We start from the raw sequence: 18,198 nt of genomic DNA on the forward strand, positions 1-18,198 counted from the left end.
ATTCTATATTTTAGCTATCTTTATTTTAGCTATCTTTGGATTTTGCAAGCAACGTTAAAGTATTACTTACCATCTCAGAATACTTGCGAATAATTTTAGAATTAGTATGAGCATTAGAGAATAATTCATCATGATTCCCCGCTCTTACCAATACTAAAGAAACAGACAATCCATCAACCCAATAAATAAGTAGTAAATCTGGCTGTACATGCAACTCACGGTATCCTTTCCAACTACCAGTAAGAGCATGGTCACGATATTTACTCTTTAATAGCTGTTGATTATTATCTATAAGAGCCTGAAATACGGCAAGAAAATCTTCAGTGTTAATATGCTTTTTACGAATCTTTTTATAGTCATTATCAAATGACTTGATTGTAAGAAGACGTCTCTTTTCACAGACCATTTAGGTAATCCATCATGTCAGAAGCAGTATGTGATTCATGGGTAAATTCGCGATTTTGAACTTGCTTACGAGCTTCATTGTTTTTATTTTCGATAGCTTCTTCAATATACTTTTGAAGTTGTTCTTCGAGTGATTGATAACGCTCAAAATCTTCACGGTTAATAATGAAGTACATTGGTTGATTATTTTTTAGCACTGTAACCGGCATACCAGAACTCACCTTGGCAAAAGCCTGTGCAGATTTACCGTTACTAAAAGCACTAATCGGAACCATAGTGCTTATCGGAGCGACTGTAACCATATGCATTACCCTAACTTTTCTACAGACAATCCATACACATACTTAATACACATATATTTACTATGTTTTTCACAAGTATATATGAAAGTTGTTGCACTTGTAAATATTATAGTTAAAATAGAATAAAAAGCGGCCCGCAGTAAAAACCACGAGCCGCGTCTCCTTCTCATTCACTGTAAGTTCTGCAAAATTAGATACCAAATTAGATACCAAATAAAATACAGAATTAGATACCTCTTATTGCTGATTATTTATTGCTGATTATGCAATTTGAATGCAAGCTCCGCCAAATGAACTCCGTGAGTCAAGAACTCGTGAGTACGGCACACATAATCATTTTCGCGACCAAGCTTTGCAATATATCCGTTGATATAATCAACTTCTGTCTTTCGTCCGCGACTCATATCTTGGTACATTGAAGGATAATGTAAAGGATTTGCGACTCGGCTCACGTAGTCAATAGCCTCCAACTCCTGCTGACGAGTATTAACCATACGAATTCCTGCACGATCGCACACGTCATACGCTTCATTAATAAGCTGTCGAGCCATATCCATAGCTCCTGGGTACGAAATAAACTGACCCATCTGAATCTGATACATTGTGCACAAAGTGTTAACTACGGAATTAAAAACTACCTTCGCCATGCACGTACCCTTGAAATCTTCCGTAATTGTAGGATTCAAGCCAGCAGCTTTAAAGTCGTCTCGCATAGCAAGCTCAACATCACTCACCTGCTCATTCAATGCACACATATTCATCGTACCAACGCCGACTTTACCAATAAAATCAACGTCTCCGGGGCCATTCAGTACGGTTGCAATCATGGCAGTTCCGCCGTAAATACGATCATCCGAGAAATACTGCTGAAGCTTTTCGAAATGACCCCAACCATTCATTGCAGCGAACACAACCTGATGATCCTTAAACAAATGCTTGCAACGCTCCAACATTTCCGCAAGCTGCATCTGCTTCATAAACACAATCCACACATCTGGATCTCCGTCATAATCTTCCGGAGTATACATATTTATTGGCACAAGATGACGATTTTCATGATCTCGGCTCACCATTACTCCGCCTTGCTCGCGGACTTTATTCACATTTTCATCCCAGGCATCAATGAAATCAACATGAATACCAGCCGTTTCCTGCAACAAAACGCCATAGCGATACCCCATAGCTCCAGAACCGATCATTGCATATTTCATGCCACTCATAGTGACACCTCCTTTTAGGTAAAAATGTGCTTAGGCGAAATTCGTACATACATGGAAATTCGTCGAAGCGACTATGAATATAGTAAAAAGCAGTAAGGCTGATTGTAGTGACTAAAATCAGCCAACTGCTTTTTGTTTTTATAGCATATTACACAGTTTTGGGAGAATGTCAAAATTTTTCTAATTGCATCTTTGCGGCGTTTCTAATTAAAAAATTATTCAGTTTTATCTATGATTTTCGAAAAAATTACGCAATAATTGCGCACACTCCGATTCACAAACAGAACCAAAAACTTGCGGATGCGAGCCAATATGCGGATCTCGCAAGCACGCATAACAAAAATACGCATATCGCAAGCACCTACAACGTAATCACCTACAACTCAGTCACTTAAGCATTAAAGAATTGACGAATTTGTTCAACTGTGCCATAGGAAGCTTGAGCGCCAAAACCAGTAGCTGCATACGCAGAAACATAAGACGCTAGCGCAGCAGCTTCGTCTAATCGCATATCTACAGACAAACAAGCTAGTATTGTGCCCATAAAAGCATCACCGCAGCCAGTTGTATCAACAGCTTTAACGCGCTGAGGGGAAATCATGCATACGCAATCTTCCTTGGAATAATCCAACACTACAGAGCCTTTAGAGCCAAGCGTAACTACAGATTCATCAAAGCCAAAATCATGCATAGCGTGAGCTACATGATTCCAATCAAAAGAACACCAATCACCATCTTCTGGCTCTTCAATATTCAAAAGTTGCGCCATCTCGTGCTCGTTAACAAGCAAAATATCTGCAGAATCAATCAAATCTTTAGGCAACTTGTTTAAAAATGGCGAATCGTTAAGAAGCACTTTTACGCCGTTTTCATGCGCTAGTTGCGCGCACATAGTTACAGTTTTTAAAGGACTTTCTAAACAAAGGCCAAGAACTTTTGCGCTAGTAAGAGCGGATTTTACTAATGGCGATTGAACATACTCACAATCGACTAAAGAATTAGAACCTGGAGCATACACAATAGTGTTTTCACCGCTATGAGCATCTACAGTAATCACCGTTGCGCCGCTCTTTTTATTTTCTACGCAACGAACACAAGTTGTATCAACTCCAGAAGATTGCAAAGAATTTAGGAGAAAATCAGCATTGGAATCGTTGCCAACTGCGCCAAACATTTTAACGTTGGCACCTAGTTTTGCAGCCGATACAGCTTGGTTGCCAGATTTTCCGCCTGGCAATACGCGAATCTCGTTTCCATTAATGGTTTCTCCTGGATTAGGAAGACGATCTGCCACAATAGTGTAATCCGCGTTCATAGAGCCGACTATTGCAATAGCGTTTGAATCTGCTTTATGCGATTCTTGCATATTCTCTTGCGTAACTTTTAAATCATTTAAGCGAAGCGACGCTATATTTTCCAATCCACTTAATGAATCAAGCTCACTATAACAATGCATTTTTCTCCTAAATTAGCAACTAATCTTTAATATTAAAATTTAATAAAAGAACCTATAATTTAGAAATTTAGAAAGGAACACCACAGCGCAACAAAACGTTGGAATATGGCGTAGTTTCGCCTGTACGAATCACAAATTTTGCCTGTGAAACTAAAGCTTTAAAACCTTCATCGCCATCGTGCGGAACATACGTTAGTGGCACACCTAAGGATTCTTTTACCCACTCTTCTGGCTTTTTATTGCACGCTTCTTTAGCCATTATGCCTGATTCAAGTACCAAATCATCTTTGATTGCATTCAGCACATCGCTAAATCGCGGAATCCCAAATATTAAAGCTAAATCTATTACTTCTACGCCTTGCGGAACTGGTAATCCACAATCAGAAATAACAAATTGATCCTTATGCCTAAGCTTTGCCAGAGCAGCCGCTAATTGCGAGTTCAAGATGCCATGAGTTAACATTTTTCCTCCTTATGATATTAAATTTTTACCTTGCATTAGTGACTATCAACAGTGATAATCGCATAATAGAAAATGCTCATCAAGCTTAAATGCTTGCTGTAATGATTGTTGTAAGACTAAATATCTACTTATTTGTATTTACTTTATTTTAAATATTTACTTTTATATATTTACAAATAATGCATCAAAAATAATATGACCAAAATAGTACATCCAAAATAACGCATCAAAAATAACGTGATATTAAAAACCACAAATAGTGCGGCGTTGAAAACGATGACAACATACACGTTGCATATGCAATAAAATCGTATTAATTGTTACGCTCAGCATACAAGTCAACGATTTCAACGCCATATAAATGTTGTACTACTTTTTGTACACTTTTCACACTATTTGGTTTACTACTTTTTTGTACTATTTGTTGTACTACTTTTTGTACTACTTGATTTACTATTACTCGAAATCAGCTACATTCTTTGCTGTAACTGTTTTCACAGTAATTGGCTCAGTCTTTGGAACAGTTTGCTTCTTAATGGCTTTTACAGCTGCAGCAACAGCAGAACGTCCAAGCTCCTTTGGTTGCTGAGCAATAGTACCAGCCATTGTTCCAGCCTTAATTGCCTTCATACCATCGGCAGTACCATCAAAGCCAACTACCTTAACATCTTTACCAGCTTTAGCACCTAATGATTGTATTGCACCTAATGCCATCTCGTCATTCTCTGCGTAAATGCCAGCTGCATTTGGATGAGATTGCAACAAGTTGGTTGCAACGTTCAATGCCTCAGCACGATCAAAGTTAGCAGTCTGCTCTGCAACAACCTTAATATTTGGATACTTCTTAATGCGGTCCTTAAAACCTTTGCCACGATCTCGTGTAGAAGCAGCACCTGGAATACCTTGCAAAATCAGAACTTCGCCTTTTTCTCCCATGCTCTTAGCGAGCGCATCGGCAGCTTGAGCACCTCCAGCCACATTATCGGAAGCAATGTGAGAAGTAACTTTTTCGCCAGTTACGGAACGATCCACAGAAATCACAGGCATACCAGAGCTAAGAAGTGGCGCAACAGCTGGACCAGCAGCATCGGAATCCACAGGATTTATAATTACTGCTTTAGCACCTTGAGATTGCGCGTTTTGAGCCTGATCTTGCTGCTTAGAAGAATCGTTCTGAGCATCCGAAACCTGTAAATCAACGCCCAGCTTCTTGGCTTCCGCTTGTGCACCATCACGCAAATCCACAAAGAACGGGTTATTTAGCGTAGATACCAACAGCGCAACCTTGTCGCTAGAGCTTGCGTTTCCACACGCACTCATGCTGAAAACAAGAGCCGATGCTGCTGCAACAGCACAAGCGAGCTTCATACCACGGCGCATAACTAGATAATTCATCATATCTCCTTTGACTATTGCCTTATTAATCGCAAATTCACAATATTTAAAACATTATTTGCATAAATAAGGCTGATGTTTTTGCCATTTATTTACCATATTGTTAAATTGTTTTCAGTTGTAATTTAAATCATTTTTATTAGATTTTTGTTAGATTTCTTATTATATTTTTTGCTACATTTAGGCATTGATTGCTTGCCACCATTAAATCAATACCTTTTATAAACACCCCCCTTCTAAGCAAGAAGATCAAGTTTTTGCGGATTATTAATAGGCCTATTAATATGCCTTATTTCAGTGAGTATCTTCCTTGCGTCGCAAAGTATCGAGGCTTACAGCAAACGCAATCACCAAGCCAATAACAACTTGCTGCCAGAAGGAAGAAACGTTCAAAATGTTCAAGCCATTACGAATCACAGCCAAAAGTATTGCGCCTACGAATGTTCCCGAAATCTTACCTTTGCCACCAGAAAGCGATGCGCCACCAATAACCACAGACGCTATAGCATCCATCTCGTAACCAGTAGCTGCTTGAGGCTGAGCAGAATGCAAACGCCCTGCAATCACCAAACCAGCTACAGCAGCAAAAACGCCAGAAAGAATAAACACCATAATTTGAGTTTTATGAATGTTTATGCCAGAAAGACGAGATGCTTCCATATTTCCGCCAACAGCATACATTGAACGACCTATAGTAGTGAAGTTCAAGATTATTGCGGAAATAACGCCCATAATAATCATCATTACTATTGGCATAGGGATTCCGCATATTGTTGCTCCGAAGAAATTCACCATACCAGAAGTGGAAATAGGACGACCATCTGAAACGACCAGCGTAAGTCCACGAGCCACAGACATCATTGCTAATGTGGCAATAAATGACGGCAGCTTAAGAAAAGCATTAGCAACGCCAGAAATTAAGCCAAAAACTGCACCTGTAGCAATGCCAATAATAATAGTCAATATTGGAGGCAAGCCCATAGAAGCGCCGGTGTAAGCAACAAGCATGCTAGAAATTGCAGCAACTGCACCAACCGACAAATCAATTCCAGCTGAAACGATTACGAAAGTTTGGCCAAATGCCAAAATTGCTACCGTAGCCGCTTGAATTCCAACGTTGAGAATATTTACACTTGTTAAAAATGCAGGCGTAGCGCAAGAAAGCGCTGCACACAAAATAATCAAACCAATAAGTGCACCATTACGAGATGCAAACTTTTTTAACGTTGGCAAAAAGCCTTTGTCGTCTGCACCATACCCTAAACGGTGAGATTTTTCGCTCTTTGTAGCACCCATAACAAATACTCCTTTAACGAGTTTCCAACAGTTCACAGCACCTATTTGCGCTTTTCAAACTGCAGAACGCAAGTTTTACGTTTTACAAGTAATCTTTCAATTTTTAATTTTTCAATATGACTTCACGCCATGTTGTTTATTGTTATTTATTGCTATTTATCTGATTCACTAAGATGCGTTACAGCAAGTTCCATAACCTTTTCCTGCGTAGCCTCGCTTGCAGCAAGCTCTCCACTGATCTTGCCGTTTGACATTACAAGAATACGATCAGACATTCCTAGAACTTCAGGTAAATCTGACGAAGCCATAAGTACTGCTCCACCGTTTTCAACGATATTGTTAATAAGCTCATAGATTTCAACGCGAGCGCCAACATCAACGCCACGAGTAGGCTCATCCAAAAGCAGCACTTTTACGTTTGCCATAGACCACTTGCCAAATACGATTTTTTGCTGATTTCCACCAGAAAGTGAACCAGCAAGCTGATCAATATTTGCCATGCGAATACGCAATTTCTCTGCAGTCTCTTCTTCATGCGCACGCTGACCTTTCAAATCTGCAAAACCAGCATGAGATGTAGGAATTAACGTAGAGATTCCAAGATTATCTGCAACAGAGGCTTCCAAAATAAGGCCTTGCACGCGACGATCTTCTGGCACTAATCCAAGACCTGCAGCAATGCTGCCAGCAATATTTGCTTTAGGAATCACTTTTCCGTCTACAGTAACAGATCCCGAATCGTAAGTATCCGCTCCAAATATTGCACGAAGAACCTCAGTCCTACCAGCACCAACCAAGCCCGCAAGCCCAACGACTTCTCCAGCATGAACGCTAAAAGACACATCCTCAATAGCACCTTTTCGCGTTAATCCTTCTACTTTTAGCAATTCCTTGCCTTGATGCCTATTTCCATGTGGGAACTGATTAGTTATATCGCGTCCAACCATTAACCTTACAAGTTCTTTTTCTGGAACATCTGCACTAACAGTGTCAACGTATTTTCCATCTCGAAGTACGGTTACTACATCTCCAACTCGTGCAATCTCGTCCAAATGGTGAGAAATAAATACCATTCCAACATTTTTAGATTTCAGATCTGCAATAATGCTGAATAATTGTTCACACTCACGCTTTGTAAGTGCTGCTGTTGGTTCGTCAAGAATAAGAATAGATGCATGTTGCATAAGCGCTTTAGCAATTTCTACCATTTGTTGACGAGCCACTCCAAGCTCTCCCATTGGCTTATCTACATCTTCTTCTAAGCCAATAACTTGCAATGCCTCTTTTGCTTTAGATCGCATAGTTGCGCGATCAACAAAACCAGCTTTGGTCGGTAGCATGCCAAGAAACAGATTTTCCATAATGGAAAGTTCAGGCACTAAATTTAACTCTTGGTGTATTACAGCAATACCTAATTTGCGCGCAGAATCTACATTAGGAATACGCACCGTTTTGCCGTTAATCTCAATATGACCTTTATCTGGCTGATAAATGCCACTCATCATTTTAATAACAGTTGACTTGCCAGCACCATTTTCACCAAGTAGAACATGAACTTCACCTGGCTTTACTTTTACTGACACATTGTCAACTACAGTAGAATTACCGAATATTTTCGATACTCCTACTAATGACAGCTCCGTCATGTTTAGCCTCTTCCTTCGCTATAGCAACAATGCAATCGCGAAATTACCATTGATTACGTCAAGTTATTGTTTGTTTAATTACGTTTATATTGACTTGCAAATTGCGAATACAACATTAAGTACAATGCGCAGAGTACAGAGTACGAACAATGTTCACTCAAACAATTAATACACGTACAACAAAGTTACAGTGCAATAATCAGTTGAGATACTGATAGATAAACCATTAAATAATGACGATATTTTGCAGCTTTTTACGAATCTATGCTCGCCCTAGCGATTCGCGAGGGATATACACAGTTTCTACACGCTGCGATTTAACGTCACCATTATTCTCAAGCATATCTAAAAACAGTGCAGCACTTATGTGGCCAATGCGTTGAACTTGCTGTGAAATCACAGAAATACGTGGAGTTGCTAGGCGAAACACTTCTACATCATCGAAAGAAATCAATGATATATCTTTGCCTATTACTAATCCTTCTTGAGCCATCACTTGCATTACTCGCAACGCATCTGGCGAATAGCCAATAATAAGAGCTTTCACTCCAACATTAATCATGCGATGCATTACGCTTGCACACGACGACTGGTCAAATCCTGTTGATTCTACGAATACATGCTCTTCGCCAAATATCTCTGAAGCCACGGTTCTAAATGCTTGCTCACGTTCTTGCAACGATGGCGAAGCAATAATTGGGCCAGAAATATAGCCAACTGAGTGAAAACCATGTTGCAGAACATCTAACAGCGCATCACGAATGCCCTTTGCCGGGTCTGAATCAACTACTGGCACGTGTTCTAAGCCGCCAGCTTGCGGTTCTACGTGGCGATCCATAAACAGCATAGGGAGTCGCTGCTCAATCAGCTTTCTCATAGCTTCAGTAACTTCGCCTTGAGGAACTATAATCGCCCCATCAATACGTTGAGAAAGAATACTGGTTATAAATGAATCTTGACGAGATGCACTTTCAGATGATGTTCCTATAAATGCACAATAGCCTGCCTCAAACAATGAGTCTTGAACAGTGTAAGCGAGTTCGGCAAAATATGCGTTACGAATGTCTGGCACAAGCAGTCCTACTGTTTTTGTGCGTAACGATCGCATTGCTTGCGCGCGCGAATCTGGGATATAACCTAATTGAGCAACCGCACGCTCAACTTTTGCCTTGGTGTTTGCCGATATACGACCCGTGTTGTTTAATGCACGAGACACAGTTGACACTGATATTCCAGCATGTTGTGCAACATCGCGAATCGTAATATACGTCATAGCACCTCCCATCGGTAACACTATACAAAACTATACAAGTACAGCATTTAAGATTATTTACATTGCAATTTATATGCTCTGATTTTCTCTTGTATTCTATATTCTAAATTACGTTTTTCCATATACTCCTCTCTTTTGAGAGAATCACACTATGCATCTATGCATACGATGTTTTTACTAACCTCAATCTCACTAAGTAGCTTCATCAGCGCTGACCAAAGTCACCCATGAGATAACGTTTTCACACCCTTCTTACTTCCGTAGTAAGTCTTGTGCGGTAACGTTACCGCAACTATAACATTTAAAAAGCGCAATTGCAAGATAAAAATACTAAGAAATTTATATTATTAAAATAATTATTAGTAAAATGAAATAATCTAAAAATACGAATAGATAAGATTAAATAAGACACAATAAAAGAAGACGAAACTAGGCTATATTAAACAAGACTAAACAAAGCTAGAGAAGACAGCTAGAAAAGACTTGAGTAAATCAAACCTACCTGCGATTCTTAAAAATCTACTCTTAAAAATCTACCTGCAATTCTTAAAAAAATCGCTTAGAATCTGAACACACTGCGATTCACAAACAGAACCAAAAACTTGCGGATGCGAGCCAACATGAGGATCTCGCAGAATATCCCAAACAGATCCACATGCGCCAAGTTTTGAATCCCATGCGCCAAAAACAACACGCTTTATATGTGTTTGTAAAATCGCGCCAGCGCACATAGGACAAGGTTCTAAAGTAACAACAAGCGTGCAATCACTAAGATTCCAAGACTTTTGACCCTCTGCTGCTTGCCTAATCGCAAGAACTTCTGCGTGAGAAAGAGGGTCAGAGTCTCGCTCACGAAGATTAGAGCCGCGCCCAATAATCACTCCAGAGCCGTCTACAACAACAGCTCCAACTGGAACTTCTCCGCAATCGGCAGCAGTTCGCGCAAGTCGCAAAGCTTCTTGCATGAGTGGAACATATTCGCGCGCGCCGAAAGTCACATTAACCCCGAAGAAATATTGTGCAGCGCAAGCCAAGAGCGAATATCACCAAGTTCTTCCATATGAACAGCATGGTCAAGCCCGCGATAACGTTTCTCCTCAAGCCACGTATGTTCCTCAAGCCAGGCTGCAGCCGCTGAAAACTCGTAAGGAGCAATAACAGCATCATCCAAACCATAACCAAAGAAAACAGGCGTATTAAGATCCGCAAGAACATCATCATTAAGAGAAATATCCTTGGCAATATTAGGAGCTACAAAGCCAGAAAGTGCAACGGCTGCACGATAACGCTCAGGGTTAAGCCTGAGAATATGAACAGCAAGAGCAGCACCCTGCGAAAAACCAAATGGCACAACAGCGCGATCTTCAGGAACGTTCGCAGCAACCCACTCGTCAATTGCAGCAGCTGCAGCATACATATCTCGATCTAAGTCATCTCCCTGAGGAACAGCATCATGGAACCAGCTGTAAGCGCCTTGATCTAATCGAAGCGGAGCACGAAGAGAAATCGCATCATTATAAGGGGCAACAACGCGCAGCAAATCAAGCAAATCATCCTCATTGGAACCCCACCCGTGCAGAAGCAAAAGAAGAGGTCTTGTAGCGTAAGCCGACGCTTCTCCGCGAGAATACTTAGCAGCGCTTACATGCAAATCTTCGCCGAAACGTCCTGGAACAACGCTAGATTCGCGACCAGCATGGAGACCATTTGAAGCGCTTGCAGCACTGTCTTCGCTGCCAAAATCGCCATTATTGTCGTTATTGTCAAACTCGCCGTTGTCGAACTCATCTGAGATCACACCGTTATGATTAGTCATATCTACAGCATACGGCACAGCTTTGGCATTTATAACCCTTGTAACCCGAACACTGCGCTAAACGCGTAAACGCTACATAAAAATTTAACCCCGACCGTTTAAGTCGGGGTTTAAATTAAAGGAAAAAATATGAATAAGCTTTCGTGAATTACTTTTTAAGTTTTTCACTAATATTATGAAAACACATAATCCTTAGTGCTGCTAGTACATTAGCTGATAAGTTCCTGAAAGTTTGCTACTTTTCCCCTGATTTTTCTTGATATTCGTTGCTAATCTTACAAATTTAGACTTTCAAATCTAGATTTTCAACTCTAATCTTATAAATTTAATCTTCCAAATTTGCGCGATAGAAGTTCTCATAAGACCTAGATGGTGTTGGACCACGCTGACCTTGATAGTGAGATCCGTTAACAGAAGATCCGTAAGGATTTTCGCAAGGAGAACTCAGCTTAAAGAAGCACATTTGACCAATCTTCATGCCTGGCCACAATTTAACTGGCAGAGTGCTAACGTTTGAAAGCTCCAAGGTGATATGACCTTCAAAACCTGGATCAATAAAGCCAGCCGTAGAATGAGTTAAAATTCCAAGACGACCAAGAGAGCTTTTACCTTCTAAGCGCGCCGCAATCGTAGAATCCAACTTCACATACTCCCAAGTGGAACCAAGAGCAAACTCGCCAGGATGCAAAATCCAAGGCTCATCAGGCGCAACCGCAAACTGCTCAGTAAGCTCGCCTTGATTTTCTGCAGGATCCACGTATGTGTAAGCATGATTATTGAACAATCGGAAGAATCGGTCGAGCCGCACGTCAATCGACGCAGGCTGTACCATTTCTGGGGTCCATGGGGTCAAATCAATATGACCCTCGTCATGAGCTTTGAGGATGTCGCGATCAGACAACAGCATAACGTCAAATCTCCTTGCGATAAAACTTCGTAAAACAAACACTTAAACACTGATACGCCAAGTGTAGCGCGTGCCGCGGTCGAAAATATTAGGCAGAAATCGCAGCAGAGGAAGCAGCTTTGCGTCTAGACATAAATCGCAAAACGCACTTTCTTAACTCCGAAGCAATAAGCACAACCATTGAAAGACCAAGGCACTCCACCCACTCCATAAAGTCGAGCGGAACTGTGCCAAACGGACCATTAAGGAATGGTATATAAATTACAGCAAGCTGCAACACTACGGAAACTGCGATTGCACCCCAAAGCCAACGATTTGCGAACAAGCCAACAAACACGCTTTGCAAATGCGAGCGAGATGCAAGAGCATTAAGCATTTGAGCAAACACAAGAATAGTGAAGCCCATTGTGCGCGCGTGAGTCATTTGAGCTGCATGAGTTAAAACAGTTGTGGAGCGGTCTGTAAACAATCCGCCAGCCAAATGCATATCCATGCCAATCAGCGTTATAGCTGCCATAATCACGCCAATAAACACAATGTCTCCCCACATTGGCTTATCAATAACGCTATCCGTAAGTCTTCGCGGACGCCTATTCATAACATCATCCGTTTGCGGATCAACACCCATTGCGAGCGCAGGAGCAGCGTCCGTAAGCAAATTAATCCACAAAAGCTGCGTTGCAAGCAAAGGCAAAGTCACGCCAACAGAGTTTGGCTGCGTAATTCCCAAAGCGCCAGCAAACACTACGCCACCAAAAACAGTGAACACTTCGCCAACATTGGAGCTAAGCAAATATCTCAAGAATTTACGAATATTGTCGAAAATTCCGCGACCTTCGCGCACTGCTGCAACGATTGTAGAGAAGTTGTCGTCTGCCAAAATCATCTTTGCAGATTCTTTAGTGACTTCCGTACCCGTAATGCCCATTGCAACGCCAATATCTGCCGACTTTACAGCAGGAGCATCGTTTACGCCGTCGCCAGTCATAGCAACAATATTGCCTTGCCTTTGTAGCGAGGAAACAATCGCAAGCTTGTGTTCTGGAGCAACGCGCGCGTACACGCTAGTTTTACTTATAGCTTCATCAAAAGCAATATTATCGTCGTTGCGCGAAAGCAACTCGTCAAGCTCATCGCCAGTAAGCGCATGCTCATCTTTTCCGATAATGCCAAGGTCGCGAGCGATTCGAGCAGCAGTAAGCGGATGATCGCCAGTAATCATAACAGTTCGAATTCCAGCACGATGCGCTTGAGCAACGCTATCTCGAACTTCGATTCTAGGAGGATCAATAATCGCGACCATGCCGTTCCAAATCAAATCAGACTCCAAAACATCACTTTGTTCAGCAACGTCTGCTATTTGACCTGCAGCGTTAGAAACCATGCCGTCAACTTTAGCTAAACTATCTACGCCAAGCGGCCTATACGCCATTGCAAGAGTGCGATACGCTTCTCCAGATAGCTTTTCCACGTTTGCAAGAATTTCTTCGCGATCTCCGTCTGTAAGAGGACGAACAGCGCCAGCAACTGCGATTCGCGTGCAATAAGAAAGCAAAACATCTGGAGCGCCTTTAGCGCAAACAATAAGATTCCCAGAATCCGACCCGTCTTTAACAACAACAGACATGCGTTTGCGCTCAGAAGTAAACGGCACTTCCGCAACGCGACTAAGATGCGCATAACGCTTGTCCGCCTTGGTTTTGCGAGCCGCAACAATAAGCGAAACCTCGGTAGGGTCGCCAACTGGCTGCCATGCGTCAGATGATTCATTATGGTGCAAATCGCCATCGTTTGCTAAATACCCAGATCCAAGCGCGCCAATCACCTCTGTTGCTAGAGCTGGAGGAACAGCCAAATCCGCATCTAAAGAATCAAGCAAAACCATTCGTCCCTCTGGCTTATACCCACTCCCCGTAAGCTGCACCTGGCCACTAGGCGTTATAACACGCTCAACAGTCATTTCGTTTCGAGTTAAAGTACCCGTTTTGTCGGAGCAAATAACAGATGCGGAGCCAAGCGTTTCTACAGACGAAAGCTTTTTAACAACAGCATGATGCTTTACCATGCGCTGCACGCCAAGCGCAAGAACAACCGTTAAAATAGCAGCCAAGCCTTCTGGAACAGCAGCAACAGCAAGAGATACCGAAAGAAGCAAAGAATCTATAACATCTTCAATAGTGCGGAACCCTTCAAGCGCCCACATAGACGCAAGCACAACGGCTGCAATAATACACACTGCGATTCCAAGAACCTTAGATACGCGAACCATCTCCTTCTCGAGAGGAGTGGCTTCTTCTTGCGCACTAGAAAGCATATCCGCGATTTTTCCAACCTGAGTTTTCATGCCAGTAGACGTGACGATTGCGCGACCAGTGCCCTGCGTTACGGCAGTGCCATTAAACACCATGTTTGTGCGGTCTGCCAAAGATTTTGGCGAAGCTAGAGTTTCTGGACGCTTGCTAACAGCAACCGATTCTCCCGTAAGGCTTGCTTCTGCAACGCGCAAAGAAGCGGCTGCAATAAGCCTTGCATCTGCAGAAACAGCATCACCTTCGCCAAGAACCAAAATATCTCCAGGCACAACATCCGCCGTATCTATGCGCATAACTCGCCCATCTCTAAGAACAGACGTTTGCGGAGCGCTCATTTTTGCCAGCGCTTCAACTGCTTCTTGCGCGCGCGACTCTTGAATATAGCCCAAAACTGCGTTTGCTATAAGAATCACGATTATAACTATTGAGTCAAACGGCAAAACTTCGCCGCCACTTTCACCACCATGTTGTGCGCGCTCAACAAACCATGCGATTGCGGAAATAATAGTAGCCGCTATAAGCAAGTAAACAAGCGGATCTTTAAACTGTTCGAGGAATCTCTTCCACGCTGGTGTTTTAGGAGCGCTAGCTAAAACGTTCGGGCCAAATTGCGCGAGCCTTTTAGCCGCCTCATCACTACTTAAACCCGTAGAAACGTTTACATTAAGCGAATTTGCAACATTTTGCACGTCTTGTAATGACGGATCTTTGGATTGATCGCTTTGATCAACCATATTTTCCCCCTTGGGAGCGCCGCGGAGTAGTCAATAATCAAAATTTTTACGCAAAGTTGACTCAAAATCTTGATTATTGCGCGGTTGTGGATTATTGCAATAACAATAATTAAGTACCGTTCTATTATGCCACATAAAGCGCCAAATACTAATGCCTCGCTAATGCAGCGCCAAAGCATCGTCAATGCCTCGGGGGCATGTGAAAATAGGAATATGGCTATGAAAAAAGGACCGACCAAGGGGTCGGGTGGAAAACATCGTAATGCATTGCGCGGCAAGGGACCTACTCCTAAGGCAGAAGACCGCGTTTACCATAAGGCTTATTTCGCTAAAAAGGCTGCGATTAAGCGCACGTTTGCAGATCCGCGTTTGGCAGCTAGACGAAGAGTAGATAAGTTGGGCACAGATAGCGACGAGTTGGTAATTGGGCGAAATGCAGCTCTTGAAGCTTTGCGCGTAGGCGTTCCTAGCACGCAGCTTTATGTTGCAAATCGCATTGAGCATGACGATCGCACGCGCGAAATTGTTAAGCTTGCTGGCATGCAAGGCTTGCGACTTTTGGAAGCGGATCGCTTGGAGATGGATCGCATTGCTCACAGCACCAATCATCAAGGCATTATATTAAAGGTGCAGCCTTATCAATATTATTCGCTGCAAGAGCTTGTTGATCGCGCAGAAAAGAAGTCTCGCGCTATGGAAGCAGCGGATTCTGCATCCGCTCGCATTAACGCGCGCCCATTGTTTATAGCGCTAGATGGAGTTACCGATCCACAAAATCTTGGTGCTGTTATCCGATCCGCAGCCGCTTTTGGCGCAAATGGCGTAATTTTGCCAGAGCGCAGAAGCGCATCTGTTACAGCTGCCGCTTGGAAGGTTTCTGCGGGCGCTGCAGCACATTTGCCTGTTGCTAGAGTTGTGAATTTAAACAAGGCGATTCAAGGTTTGCGCGAGCGCGGATGGTATGCGATTGGTCTTGACGGTGGCGGCGACAAGCTTGTTGGCGAAACTGGTTTTGAAACCGATCCGCTTGTTGTAGTTCTTGGAAGCGAAGGCAAGGGCATGAGTCGCCTAACGCGTGAAGCTTGCGATGCTATTGCTGGAATCCCAATTTCTAGCGCTGTCGAATCGCTTAACGCATCCGTTGCAGCTGGAATCAGCTTGTATGCTGTTGCTAACGCTCGCAGGCTTGCCGCCTTGAGTCAAAATTAGTAATTAGCATTGCGAATTAAGAGTTAACACTCATGCGGATTTTTAAGCCACGCAATTTACAAGATTCACATAACGCGCGCACATTGGCTTTATTATTAGCTTTTGTTTTATACATTGCGATTATTGCAATCGTAATGTGTTTCCACGAACCTTGGTTTGACGAAGCTCAAAGCTGGCTGATTGCGCGCGATTCGTCGCTTACAGACATTATTAGCGTTAGAACGCATTACGAGGGTCACCCTCCTTTTTGGAATCTTTTGCTTGCGATCGCAGCTAAAAATGGCGTTCCATACGAGTTTGGAATTAAGGGTATTCAACTGGTTTGCGCAAGCCTACTGGGTGCGTGGCTTATTTTTAAGTCGCCTTTTAAAAGCGCAAGCAGCCTTGCAACTTTTCTTATTCCGTTTACTTATTTTGCTTGCTTCCAGTACGGTGTTACATCGCGACCATACGCTTTGCTTTGCTTAAGCTTGCTAGTAGCGGCACATTATTGGAATAGTGCGGATTCTAAAACTTCTAGCGCTTGGAAACTTGCGATTAGTCTTATGTTTATGTGCTTGCTTAGCGTGTATGGGATTGCATTTGCTGCAGGCTTTACAATTGCTTGGATTTGGCGAGTTTTTAGCAAGAATATTAGCAAAACTCTTAATTTTAGCTCCATTCTTCACGCGATTAAAGCAACAATCGCATCAAATTGGTCGCGACTTATATCTTGGGGATTAATCGCCATTTTTGGCGCTGCAAACCTTGCTCTTGCATGGCCAGCAAAAAACGCATTCGCAACTCGCGCAACGATTGATGGCAATTCAACAATTGCAAAATGCTTCGCTTTTATATTCGTAATGCCTTCCGAAAGCATGTTTACAAGCTTTTATGGCGATATTTCAATGCGAAGAATGCCTTTTGACTTTTTGCCAATTGCAATATGCACGCTGTTTAGCCTTGCGATTTGGGCGTTTGCCATTAGAATCGCCAAGCGCAGAAAACTCCTTACAGCTCTTGTAATCCCTTATTTTGTCCTTACAATCGTAGCTGTTCGCTATTTTACGCTTCACCACGCAGGTCTAATATTTGTGTTTTTGCTTAGTGTGCTTTGGATTAGTCACATAAAAGAGCCGCTTAGTACAAAAGATATTCCTGCGATTTTTGTTAAAGTCGCCCCTACTAAATTCAGATTTATAAAAAACAAAGCTTTTAAAATCAACCTACTAATATCGATAATCCTTGCACCAAGCCTAATTTGGAACGCGTTTGCTTGCGTAAACGACATTCTGTTTGACTATTCGCCTTCTAGAGCTGTAGCACAATACATATCTAGTAATCACTTGCAAAATAAGCGTTTTGTAGCATCTTGGCTCCATAACGACGAGCAGGTTGACGAAAGTGGAAAAGTTATTTCTCACGAAGAAAACGACACTCACCAATATTCGTGGCTTTTAATAGGCGCAAACCCTTATTTTTCTAAAAATCTTATAGATTGCGCTTACGAAAACAAGACCTTTATAACGAATGAAAGCCCTACTGCAAGCCAGCAAGCACAAGAGTTGACGGATTGTGCTGCAAAGGGCGAGCCAGAATTTTTTGTTAGCGAATCCAGCCAGCCGTGGTACTACTTCTTGGCTTTAAACTACAACATTTCGCATTACAATGCGCACGCTGTTTCCAACGTTAAAACGTCTTGGAAAGCTTGGGTTTATGAAAGCACGTCTACTATTTACGAGCGCAAAGCGCATATAAAATAAGCAAAAACGATTGTTTCGCAAT

General features: G+C 42.3%; 15 protein-coding genes and 1 pseudogene. 2 read left to right on the plus strand and 14 right to left on the minus strand.

Annotated elements, in window-relative coordinates:
- Nucleotides 1–25 precede the first annotated feature (25 nt).
- From ABVC65_RS01690 to ABVC65_RS01755, 14 genes and pseudogenes are all read right to left on the minus strand, one after another.
- A complete protein-coding gene (locus tag ABVC65_RS01690) occupies nt 26–406 on the minus strand; it encodes a type II toxin-antitoxin system YafQ family toxin (protein ID WP_004120072.1) in 381 nt (126 codons plus the stop codon).
- Complete coding sequence (locus ABVC65_RS01695) at nt 396–707, minus strand: hypothetical protein (protein WP_004120074.1); 312 nt, start codon at nt 705–707, stop codon at nt 396–398. Before ABVC65_RS01695 ends, ABVC65_RS01690 begins: the two co-directional genes overlap by 11 nt.
- Nucleotides 708–958: 251 nt before the next feature.
- On the minus strand, nt 959–1,927 hold the full coding sequence (locus ABVC65_RS01700) for a ketopantoate reductase family protein (protein WP_004120076.1): 969 nt from the start codon (nt 1,925–1,927) through the stop codon (nt 959–961).
- A gap of 225 nt (nt 1,928–2,152) precedes the next feature.
- Nucleotides 2,153–2,254, minus strand: a pseudogene (locus ABVC65_RS01705) (nucleoside deaminase); the annotation flags it as partial.
- Nucleotides 2,255–2,318: 64 nt separating this feature from the next.
- Entirely contained in the window at nt 2,319–3,383 is a 1,065-nt protein-coding gene (locus tag ABVC65_RS01710) for a ribokinase (RefSeq protein WP_353582456.1), read from the minus strand.
- A gap of 67 nt (nt 3,384–3,450) precedes the next feature.
- A complete protein-coding gene (gene rbsD / locus ABVC65_RS01715; protein WP_004120082.1) occupies nt 3,451–3,846 on the minus strand; it encodes a D-ribose pyranase in 396 nt (131 codons plus the stop codon).
- A 456-nt stretch (nt 3,847–4,302) separates the two neighbouring features.
- Nucleotides 4,303–5,241 carry a D-ribose ABC transporter substrate-binding protein gene (locus ABVC65_RS01720; RefSeq protein WP_004116565.1) on the minus strand — a complete coding sequence of 313 codons (939 nt, stop codon included), beginning with the start codon at nt 5,239–5,241 and terminating at the stop codon, nt 4,303–4,305.
- Nucleotides 5,242–5,535: 294 nt separating this feature from the next.
- Nucleotides 5,536–6,537 (minus strand): ABC transporter permease, encoded by a 1,002-nt coding sequence (locus ABVC65_RS01725; RefSeq protein WP_004120084.1) that lies wholly within the window; start codon nt 6,535–6,537, stop codon nt 5,536–5,538.
- 152 nt (nt 6,538–6,689) lie between these two features.
- Nucleotides 6,690–8,183 carry a sugar ABC transporter ATP-binding protein gene (locus tag ABVC65_RS01730; protein ID WP_116692434.1) on the minus strand — a complete coding sequence of 498 codons (1,494 nt, stop codon included), beginning with the start codon at nt 8,181–8,183 and terminating at the stop codon, nt 6,690–6,692.
- A gap of 262 nt (nt 8,184–8,445) precedes the next feature.
- Nucleotides 8,446–9,456, minus strand: coding sequence for a LacI family DNA-binding transcriptional regulator (locus ABVC65_RS01735; protein ID WP_165847568.1), 1,011 nt, complete (start codon nt 9,454–9,456; stop codon nt 8,446–8,448).
- 533 nt (nt 9,457–9,989) lie between these two features.
- Complete coding sequence (locus tag ABVC65_RS01740; protein WP_353582457.1) at nt 9,990–10,454, minus strand: nucleoside deaminase; 465 nt, start codon at nt 10,452–10,454, stop codon at nt 9,990–9,992.
- On the minus strand, nt 10,451–11,272 hold the full coding sequence (locus ABVC65_RS01745; RefSeq protein WP_116692647.1) for an alpha/beta hydrolase: 822 nt from the start codon (nt 11,270–11,272) through the stop codon (nt 10,451–10,453). The genes ABVC65_RS01740 and ABVC65_RS01745 overlap by 4 nt, the downstream gene beginning before the upstream one ends.
- A 325-nt stretch (nt 11,273–11,597) precedes the next feature.
- Nucleotides 11,598–12,179: a dCTP deaminase gene (dcd, locus tag ABVC65_RS01750; protein WP_004113895.1), complete on the minus strand. Its 582-nt coding sequence runs from the start codon at nt 12,177–12,179 to the stop codon at nt 11,598–11,600.
- 88 nt (nt 12,180–12,267) lie between these two features.
- Nucleotides 12,268–15,225 carry a cation-translocating P-type ATPase gene (locus ABVC65_RS01755; protein ID WP_353582458.1) on the minus strand — a complete coding sequence of 986 codons (2,958 nt, stop codon included), beginning with the start codon at nt 15,223–15,225 and terminating at the stop codon, nt 12,268–12,270.
- Nucleotides 15,226–15,438: 213 nt separating this feature from the next.
- Between ABVC65_RS01755 and rlmB the strand changes: the two genes are divergently transcribed.
- Together rlmB and ABVC65_RS01765 are read left to right on the plus strand one after the other, a co-directional pair.
- Complete coding sequence (gene rlmB, locus ABVC65_RS01760; RefSeq protein WP_032838836.1) at nt 15,439–16,434, plus strand: 23S rRNA (guanosine(2251)-2'-O)-methyltransferase RlmB; 996 nt, start codon at nt 15,439–15,441, stop codon at nt 16,432–16,434.
- A gap of 32 nt (nt 16,435–16,466) precedes the next feature.
- Nucleotides 16,467–18,176, plus strand: coding sequence for an ABC transporter ATP-binding protein (locus tag ABVC65_RS01765; RefSeq protein ID WP_353582459.1), 1,710 nt, complete (start codon nt 16,467–16,469; stop codon nt 18,174–18,176).
- Nucleotides 18,177–18,198: the final 22 nt, after the last annotated feature.

Source organism: Gardnerella vaginalis (genome assembly GCF_040427915.1).
Taxonomy (GTDB): Bacteria; Actinomycetota; Actinomycetes; order Actinomycetales; family Bifidobacteriaceae; genus Bifidobacterium; species Bifidobacterium vaginale_C.

Coding starts and splice junctions, on each gene's coding strand:
- ABVC65_RS01745 (WP_116692647.1), bottom strand. CDS start 11,272: ATGACTAATCATAACGGTGTGATCTCAGATGAGTTCGACAACGGCGAG.
- ABVC65_RS01720 (WP_004116565.1), bottom strand. CDS start 5,241: ATGAATTATCTAGTTATGCGCCGTGGTATGAAGCTCGCTTGTGCTGTT.
- ABVC65_RS01755 (WP_353582458.1), bottom strand. CDS start 15,225: ATGGTTGATCAAAGCGATCAATCCAAAGATCCGTCATTACAAGACGTG.
- ABVC65_RS01690 (WP_004120072.1), bottom strand. CDS start 406: ATGGTCTGTGAAAAGAGACGTCTTCTTACAATCAAGTCATTTGATAAT.
- ABVC65_RS01765 (WP_353582459.1), top strand. CDS start 16,467: ATGCGGATTTTTAAGCCACGCAATTTACAAGATTCACATAACGCGCGC.
- ABVC65_RS01735 (WP_165847568.1), bottom strand. CDS start 9,456: ATGACGTATATTACGATTCGCGATGTTGCACAACATGCTGGAATATCA.
- ABVC65_RS01725 (WP_004120084.1), bottom strand. CDS start 6,537: ATGGGTGCTACAAAGAGCGAAAAATCTCACCGTTTAGGGTATGGTGCA.
- rlmB (WP_032838836.1), top strand. CDS start 15,439: ATGGCTATGAAAAAAGGACCGACCAAGGGGTCGGGTGGAAAACATCGT.
- ABVC65_RS01695 (WP_004120074.1), bottom strand. CDS start 707: ATGGTTACAGTCGCTCCGATAAGCACTATGGTTCCGATTAGTGCTTTT.
- ABVC65_RS01730 (WP_116692434.1), bottom strand. CDS start 8,183: ATGACGGAGCTGTCATTAGTAGGAGTATCGAAAATATTCGGTAATTCT.
- ABVC65_RS01700 (WP_004120076.1), bottom strand. CDS start 1,927: ATGAGTGGCATGAAATATGCAATGATCGGTTCTGGAGCTATGGGGTAT.
- rbsD (WP_004120082.1), bottom strand. CDS start 3,846: ATGTTAACTCATGGCATCTTGAACTCGCAATTAGCGGCTGCTCTGGCA.
- dcd (WP_004113895.1), bottom strand. CDS start 12,179: ATGCTGTTGTCTGATCGCGACATCCTCAAAGCTCATGACGAGGGTCAT.
- ABVC65_RS01710 (WP_353582456.1), bottom strand. CDS start 3,383: ATGCATTGTTATAGTGAGCTTGATTCATTAAGTGGATTGGAAAATATA.